This is a genomic window from Nostoc sp. 'Peltigera membranacea cyanobiont' 232 (assembly GCF_002245985.1).
Classification (GTDB): domain Bacteria; phylum Cyanobacteriota; class Cyanobacteriia; order Cyanobacteriales; family Nostocaceae; genus Nostoc.
In genome coordinates this window covers 1-7967 of sequence record NZ_NOLK01000237.1, presented here as the reverse complement: position 1 = coordinate 7967, position 7967 = coordinate 1, and the positions used below count along the sequence as shown (strand labels likewise).

The following is a 7967-nucleotide window of genomic DNA, read 5'->3' as shown; positions in this document are numbered from 1 at the left end:
AATGAACCACGAGTCCGTAAACGTCGCCCAAAAATTTACCCCTTGATGACGAAACCCCGGCATGAATTACGCAAGCAATTGCAAACTGCTTAAACCGCAAGGGTTTCGGCTTTTCTTAGTGCCATTCGATCAAGACCTGCAACATCACGGTGGTTTCTGGCATTGGGTCTGGAAAAATAATGTACCAGTTGTGATTGCCGAGGGAGCCAAGAAAGCCGCTTGTTTGTTGACGGCTGGTTATGCTGCGATCGCCATCAGTGGAGTAAACGCTGGCTACCGTACACCCTCTGATGAGTATGGGACTGCCATTGGTAAACCTTTGCTCATCCCCGACTTGGCGCATTTTGCCACATCCGGTAGACTTGTGAATATCTGCTTTGACCACGATACTAAGCCCGAAACTGTTCAAAGAGTAAGAACAGCGATTACTCGTATGGGGCGATTGCTCATAAACTCTGGTTGCCAGCTACGAGTGATTGACCTACCAGGAACCGAAAAGGGAGTTGATGATTTTGTCGTTGCCCAAGGCTGTGATGCTTTCCATGCACTGTACAACACCGCCGAAACGTTGGAGCTATGGGAAATCAAGCTATTTACCCTGCTGACTTACCCGCCAGCAATCATACTCAACCAAAGATTTCTCGGTCAGTTGCTTGTACCCGAAGGCGAAAAACTGATTGTTCTTAAAGCTCCCAAAGGAACTGGTAAAACGGAGTGGTTAACTCATGAAGTTGCTAAAGCACACGACCAAGGGCGGCGGGTTCTCATCATCACCCATCGTATCCAATTGGGTGAGGCATTGTCCGATCGCTTCGGAGTCGATTACGTTAGCGAAATTCACACATCTGACACAGGCGGCTTGCTGGGGTATGGCGTGTGCGTGGATTCTTTGCACAAAGATAGTCAAGCGCGATTCAACCCCAACGACTGGTCAAACGATGTCATTATTATTGATGAGTGCGACCAAGTGTTCTGGCATCTGCTCAACTCTACGACTGATGTGCAAAAGCGAAGGGTATCCATACTCAGGAATTTCAAGCAGTTAGTTCAAAACGTTTTGGGTAGCGAACACGGTAAAATTTACCTATCTTCTGCCGATGTTTCAGATACCGATGTCAAGTACATTTTGTCTTTGGCAGGAGAATATAAAGTCAATTCCTTTGTCATCGTCAATAACTACCAGCACTATTGGGGCAAGTGTTTTAATTACTCTGGGAGCAACCCGAAGAATTTGATTGCTGCATTAGACAAGGCGTTAGCGAAGCTCGCCGTTCGCGGTAGCGTCTCTGAAAGAGAAGGCATCGTAAAAGGAGGACATCATCTATTATGCTGTTCTGCTCAAAAAGCAAAATCCAAATGGGGAACTCAAGCCCTTGAACAACGGTTTCGCCAGAAATTCCCCCACTTACGGATTTTGAGAATTGACAGTCATTCTGTTTTAGACCCAGCACACCCAGCTTTTGAGTGTATTGCCCATCTCAACCAAATCCTAACCCAGTATGATTTAGTGATAGCCTCACCCAGCTTGGAAACAGGCGTTTCCATCGATATTCGAGGACACTTTGATGCAGTCTGGGGGATATTCCAGGGAGTGCAGCCTGTGAACTCTGTACGGCAGATGTTGGCACGGTTGCGCGAAACTGTTGACCGTCACATCTGGGTTAGCCAGTACGGTATGGGAACTGTGGGCAATGGTTCAACCTCTATGGGTGGATTATTGCGAAGTCAGGATATCGCAACACAAGCCAATATCGCTCTGTTATCAGCTTCGGATAATGATGATTACTCATTCATTGATCAGAACTTTCAACCCGAATCTTTACAAACCTGGGGCAAGCGTGGGGCTGTTATCAACGTCGAGATGCGCCGTTATCGTGAATTTGTGCTGAAGGGTTTGGAAAGTGATGGATACACCCTTATTGATGCTGATGATTCTGACCCCGACGAAACCAAGGAAGTCGTCAAAGAAGTGAAAGCAGCATCCAAAGAATTGTATAGGAGTGAATGCCTGGGGGTTTCTAAATCTGAAGATGTGTCAGATGACGAACTGAAGAAGCTACAAGAAAAGCGGGTAAAAACGAAAGAAGAAAGATACCAACAGCGTAAGGGTGAATTGTCCCGACGTTACGAAGTTGAAGCGACACCCGAATTAGTCGAAAAGGATGATAACGGCTGGTATCCCCAACTGCGGTTGCACTATTATCTCACTGTGGGGCGGGAGTTTTTGACCAGCCGGGACAGCAAACGGGCAAAGGCACAGGCTGAGGCTGGGGAGAATGCTATTTGGAAGCCAGATTTTAACAAGGGGCAGATGTTGTCGTCGGTGCTGTTCTTGGAAAGTCTGAATCTGTTGCAGTTGCTTACGCCTGGGGAGAAGTTACGAGGTTCTGATGAGAGAATGCAGAAATTTAAGGCGATCGCACTACAGCATCGGTTCTTGATCAAGAATTACCTAAACGTGACTATTTCGGAAAAACTGACTTCCATTGCGATCGCTCAGAAATTGCTGGACAAGATTAATCTGCGGCTGTCATACATTGGGCGGTTGGGGCCAAGGGGGAAGCGGGAGTGTGTTTATAAATTTGTTACTCCTAACGATGGGCGTGATTGTATTTTCAAGCAGTGGTTAAGTCGGGAGTTGGTGTCAGTCAGTAGTAATATAAATGTACCAACACCAATTACTGACACAACATCACTCCCCAGTAATGAGGATATGGGCGGACAGGAAAACCCCACTGATTCATGGTGGCAGCAGGTTAAATGTTACTTTGTCAGCTTCATGGAACGGCTAGAGTCTGGTGTGGATGCGATTAAAGAGTTTCTCTCTACCCTTAAAAGCGATGAGCGCTGGGGTGTGATGGTGGTGTTTGAGGAGGCACAACCGCAGATTTTTGGTCAGTTGGTGTCCGAGGCTCCCGAATGGCTGGAATGGATGAGTTAAAGTTTTGGGTTTGGGGCGATGGCTGCGCCAACGTCAAGGACGAACGCACAGAAGTTGATTTTCAGCCTGTGGTCTGTGATTGGCTGGTGGATGTGTAGATCCGAGTAGTTCACTTTTCCATCAAAACGGTTACTGTGACTTGGTTATTTTACAGTCTCCTAGTTTGGAGCAAATCATCTCTATCGCCTTCCCCTTAGAAAAAACAATTGTGTGTTTGTTATCTTCGGTGTCGCTTAAAGTGACTTGTTTAGTTGCGCTCAATTTCTCCATATCCCTAATCGTATTTTCAAAGAAATACGATTCATGTCCACAATCGCAACGAAAGGATGATGGATACATTTCTATTGCCATCTTAAACGCCACGATAAATACTCTCAAATACTACCATCTTTTATGAAATGAACGATTGCCTAGAGCAGTGGCGAGTGTCATTAACGGGGATTTTCATGAGTTCTGTCGGAAAAAATAAATTTAAACGGTATAATAGTATGTTTGTACTGTATAATTCCTACTAAATTGATTCAAAACACATGAAGCAAGTAGTTAGACAAATTAAAGAGCGAATCAAATTCGAGTTTGAATTAGAAGCAATTAAATATGAATTGTGGAGATTAGATGACTATGAATATAGAAAGCTTCAAAAAAATAGTTTTTTTATTAAAGATGAAGATTCATTCTTCAAGAATATTGGCTCTCCCAGACTTCGTTTGATAAATTAATACTAAAAAACAGTTAAAACACCTGATGTAACTAGGTTTCGCTAAAACAGAATCAAAGATTTAATAAAAATATGCTTTCTGATTCTTGAATCCCTTACTATATAAGGACTTAACCTGATATCAAGTATTAATTTTCTATAACTAGTCTAGGAGAGCCAGAATATTTACTTGTCTGAAAATAAAAGCCAAGACAATTTGAACCTAGCACAGTCGTTTATCACGTTAACTTGGCTTTTTGGAAATAGCAGTGATTCATTTGATAGTTGCAAAGGCTCTTTTAGTTTCCCATTATTACTAACTATTAATAAAACAATAGGAAATTTTTTCTATTTATTGCATATTTTTGATGCTAAAGGCTGGATATATTATCGAATATATAAAGTATTTGAAGATGAATCAGACATACCTCCAATCCAGAATGAAGTATTTGAATCAGAGTTTACACGCCAAGAAATTAATAATTTTCTCAACTATATACATAGATATATTAGTGAGTCTTTTAAAAGTTTAAATTCTGTAACTGCACCCGAACCATTTTTGAAAGCAATTGATGCAAGCTTGATAGTTTACGGTTATTACAATAACCAGTATATTGAGGAAGCATATAATAGTAAGCAGTCATATCAAGCAGCACTTAAAAGATTTCGGTTACTAGGGCTTTGGCCTTGGCAATCACAGAATATAAGTGGTTTGTTACAAACTATTATCAGTTAACTATCGGAAAGTTAAAGCAGCGATCCGGTCGTACTCTTGCTGCACTACTGAAACAGGCAATCGATTTAATCGGCTCTCTAACACCAAGGGAATTCCCTTTGGAAAATTAGTAATCTGAGATAACCACCAAGTATTGTCCGTAATCCGCGAATGTATATCTTGCCGTCCATCATTGTCTGAAATGTGAATTTCTAAAAGTTTCTCTGGTGGAAGTCCCAACCATTCATTCAACAGTATTTCGGTTTTGTCACGCCAAATGTTGAGATGGGCCAAGTCTACAACTATCTTGACCTGGGGAACATCTTGGCAAAATTGAGCAAGTTCTGAAGCATTATCCAAAAGGTTTTCAACAGTGCTATTTGTGAGTGTAGGATACATTGTTTCTATACCCAGAACAATACCTCGCGTTAGACAAACCCGATGAAGATGATCAATATTTTCTACAAATGTTGTGTATGCTAAAACTCGTTCAGTGGTTTTACAAAAGTTTCCTCCATGTACTGAATAAGCGGTAACACCTATGCTAGCTAGATAATCTGCCAATCGTTCAAAATATTTCCAATCTTGAGGTTGAGCTAGATTGAAAGGATAGTGGCGTGCGCTCCAAACAAAAGCATGATGCGCTCGATAGACCATTCCCTGTTGTCTAAAATCCTCTACTGCTTGCGCTGAATCAGTATCGGGTCGAGGCCCAATTGCTAGCTCAACATACCGGATTCCTGCATTCCAAAATATTGTTAATGCTTCACGGGTTGAAACTCCACCATAGGCTGACAAGCTCAAATACAATTGCATCAGTCTTCCTCTATGGATGAATAATTAAAAATAGCTCTTCTAGGTTTAAGTGCGAATATTTTGAGGGAGTAACCTACTAATGTGCTGATTTCAGCCGCTAATTGCTGTTTTTGTGACTCTGGATATTCCATATCTCTAAGTAAATATTTTACGTCACCATAAATGTAGTCCTCAATTTGCCCTTTTATAGAAGTTTCACTACACTCGTTGACGTTATATATGCGTTTTAATGGTATTTCATTGATCGAATGCTCAACTGAACCTAATTTTAGAGACAGAGTATAGCTATACCCGATAAAGTTACGTTCGTCATCATAACCATTCAGGTCTTCGTGAGTTTGGTAGTTGCTCAAACCTATCGGTAGTTCGAGCATCGCCAATAACCAAGTAGTTGGATCTTCTGCAATACTAAATTCTGATTTGTGCGTGTACCAATTATTACTTTTAGTCTGTTTTAACTCTTGTACAAATGCTCTTAATCCTGGCATTGGCAACAAGCAACGAGCATCAGTAGCTAGAGCATCAGTGATCCGTTTAAGTTCTATTGCTTGTGCTTCTACTAAGCTCTGTTCTGCGTCACGAATTTCTTGCATTCGTGTAATGACCAACTCTTGCAAAGAAGCAATTTGTGGATCGAATTGGCTGGAATGATCTTGTACTAATTCTTCATACAAAGAAAATAGGGAATTAGAATCTGCCATAGCATTCCTCAATTTGGAAGTACAAAATATTAATAACTATTGCAGTTTGAAGCTGTTGAACCTGGTTTGATAGTTCTTTTGTACTAATATACCACTAACTCTTTCAATCGATGCTTCAACGCAAAATTATTTTTTATCCAGCAGTTGCTAGGAGGATTTTGATGCCCAACTGGAGTGCGATTGAAGCTAGTTTTTTACATCTAACCCAACCACAGCAATTGGGTGAATTAGCATCAAGTCTGGCACACTTGAAGTCCTGGGTACAAAGTAGCGATTGTAACCAAGTTATTCCAGTATTGTTACACGAAAGTTTGTTGTATTTGTCTTTAATACAGCAAAACAGTGAAATCTATAATGTCGAATTAAACCAACTTCAAGACTTGTTACAAGATTGGCAACGCAATTGGGATACCATCAAGGAGCAATCAAGCCAAAGGGTAAGCATAGCTGATGTTGCTTCTAATTGGTCAGAACGAGTTTTAAATATGTCTGGTTTATTGAGTTCTTAATCAATTAGCCCCTAGTCTGAGGGATCGCCACTGTCATCTCTGTGTTGAAATACTTTATCATGACTCTGGTTGCACTCAACAAACATCTTTGGAACCCCAACAACTCAATCTCTTTGCCAACAATACAATTACACTTAGCTACGGTAGTAAAACAGACACTCTGCTGATGAGTGCTGATGCTTTACAAGAATGGAAATCGCGCATACTGACTCATCAACAACGGCAGCGAGAAAGCCAACCATTACAGCAGACTACACTGTTCGACCTCACCTCCAACCACTGCGATCCCAACGCAATTGACCCACTGAAGCTACACCTTGTCCCAATGTCTTTCTACAGAAAACCTGCTGATAGCTATGGCGATGCTTGTCTATATTTTATTTTGGATTCAGCAGTTGGGCTAGTGCTATATGTTGGGGAAACCTGCCGCAGTAACAAGCGATGGCAGGGTATACACCCCTGCAAAGATTACATCGCCAGCTACCAGGATTTACATTATCGCTATGGGTTACTCTCCAGCAGTCAACGCCGCATTTTGGTGGGATGCTCCGGTTGCTCGACGCACACGGCAAGAGTTGGAGTTGAACCTTATTTTGAAGTGGCGCAGTCCATTTAATAAGGAGAACTGCGAGCGCTGGGGGCAGCCTTTTGGGTAGGGTGGCTTATTTATGCTTTATGGCGCTACTTTTTCTTTAAACTGTTTTCCAGCAGAAAACGCAGGCACTTTGGTCGCTGGAATTGTCATTACCTCCTGGGTTTTGGGATTACGCCCTTCGCGTTCTGAGCGATCGCGTCGCTCGAATGACCCAAACCCTACCAGCGTTATCTTCTCTCCATTCGCTACAGCTTCGATAACTACTGACAAAAAAGCACTAATGACTTCATCAGCTTGCTTTTTTGTGACGTTGGTCTTTGCTGCTACAGCATCCACTAATTCGCCTTTGTTCATAAATTAACCTGGAGGATTGTAAGTAAAGGAAATGTAGCATTAATAACTCTTATCAGTAAAGGGGGGAAAAGGAGTAATTTTCTAGCAAAACGCGAAAATTAACAATGTACGGCTACTAATCAGGCACTGAGCCAATCCAACCCCCTCATAAACCCAAAGGCATCAATATGTCAAACTATACAGTTTTGACATATTTATCACACAACATTGACATAAGTGTAAATAAAATCTTTAAAAAAAAAGAACTCTTAATTAATGAACTAATCTATTGGAATTCGGAATAAGTCAAAAACCTAACTGACTTAATTACACACAATTGAATCGGTAAAAACAATAAACAGAATTTTACTTCTAGTATTTCTCAAATATGAACCTTAACTCTAACCTCAAAGATATACCCCCAAATTCTCCCCGCCGTCAAATTCTCAAAACTGCTCTTACCTTTGTGACTGGCGGAACCACGACATCATTAGTTTCTTTTTTGATGCCCAAATCCACAAAACCAGCACAAGCAATTGTTGTGCAACGACCAAATGAGTTTGAGCTTGAGGGCAAAGACACTCACATAAACTATTCAATTCTCAATGGAGTTTCACAGCTTGATTACAGAACACAAAACATCAAGCAGCATTTTAGTGG

The 7967-nt window shown here is 41.4% G+C and carries 8 protein-coding genes; 5 read left to right on the top strand and 3 right to left on the bottom strand.

What is annotated here, in order from left to right:
- Positions 1–61: 61 nt before the first annotated feature.
- Together CDG79_RS37455 and CDG79_RS37440 are read left to right on the top strand one after the other, a co-directional pair.
- Positions 62–2941: a plasmid replication protein, CyRepA1 family gene (locus tag CDG79_RS37455; protein WP_223278578.1), complete on the top strand. Its 2880-nt coding sequence runs from the start codon at positions 62–64 to the stop codon at positions 2939–2941.
- An 887-nt stretch (positions 2942–3828) separates the two neighbouring features.
- Entirely contained in the window at positions 3829–4374 is a 546-nt protein-coding gene (locus CDG79_RS37440) for a hypothetical protein (protein WP_094346602.1), read from the top strand.
- Here CDG79_RS37440 and CDG79_RS37435 read toward each other — a convergent pair whose 3' ends face one another.
- Complete coding sequence (locus CDG79_RS37435; protein ID WP_094346601.1) at positions 4375–5169, bottom strand: TIM barrel protein; 795 nt, start codon at positions 5167–5169, stop codon at positions 4375–4377.
- Positions 5169–5870: a hypothetical protein gene (locus CDG79_RS37430; RefSeq protein ID WP_094346600.1), complete on the bottom strand. Its 702-nt coding sequence runs from the start codon at positions 5868–5870 to the stop codon at positions 5169–5171. The genes CDG79_RS37435 and CDG79_RS37430 overlap by 1 nt, the downstream gene beginning before the upstream one ends.
- A 161-nt stretch (positions 5871–6031) precedes the next feature.
- Between CDG79_RS37430 and CDG79_RS37425 the strand changes: the two genes are divergently transcribed.
- Both CDG79_RS37425 and CDG79_RS37420 read left to right on the top strand, forming a co-directional pair.
- Positions 6032–6379, top strand: a complete 348-nt coding sequence (locus CDG79_RS37425) for a hypothetical protein (RefSeq protein ID WP_094346604.1) — start codon at positions 6032–6034, stop codon at positions 6377–6379.
- 88 nt (positions 6380–6467) lie between these two features.
- On the top strand, positions 6468–6995 hold the full coding sequence (locus tag CDG79_RS37420) for a GIY-YIG nuclease family protein (RefSeq protein WP_317616644.1): 528 nt from the start codon (positions 6468–6470) through the stop codon (positions 6993–6995).
- A gap of 57 nt (positions 6996–7052) precedes the next feature.
- On the opposite strand, the gene CDG79_RS37415 is transcribed toward CDG79_RS37420, so the two are convergent.
- A complete protein-coding gene (locus CDG79_RS37415; protein WP_094346599.1) occupies positions 7053–7328 on the bottom strand; it encodes an HU family DNA-binding protein in 276 nt (91 codons plus the stop codon).
- Positions 7329–7695: 367 nt separating this feature from the next.
- Between CDG79_RS37415 and CDG79_RS37410 the strand changes: the two genes are divergently transcribed.
- Positions 7696–7967 (top strand): hypothetical protein (locus CDG79_RS37410; RefSeq protein WP_143855706.1); only part of this gene is annotated, 272 nt, incomplete at its 3' end.

Excerpts from the sequence above, each read along its gene's own strand:
- CDG79_RS37455 (WP_223278578.1), top strand. The coding sequence starts at position 62 with ATGAATTACGCAAGCAATTGCAAACTGCTTAAACCGCAAGGGTTTCGG.
- CDG79_RS37435 (WP_094346601.1), bottom strand. The coding sequence starts at position 5,169 with ATGCAATTGTATTTGAGCTTGTCAGCCTATGGTGGAGTTTCAACCCGT.
- CDG79_RS37430 (WP_094346600.1), bottom strand. The coding sequence starts at position 5,870 with ATGGCAGATTCTAATTCCCTATTTTCTTTGTATGAAGAATTAGTACAA.
- CDG79_RS37425 (WP_094346604.1), top strand. The coding sequence starts at position 6,032 with ATGCCCAACTGGAGTGCGATTGAAGCTAGTTTTTTACATCTAACCCAA.
- CDG79_RS37415 (WP_094346599.1), bottom strand. The coding sequence starts at position 7,328 with ATGAACAAAGGCGAATTAGTGGATGCTGTAGCAGCAAAGACCAACGTC.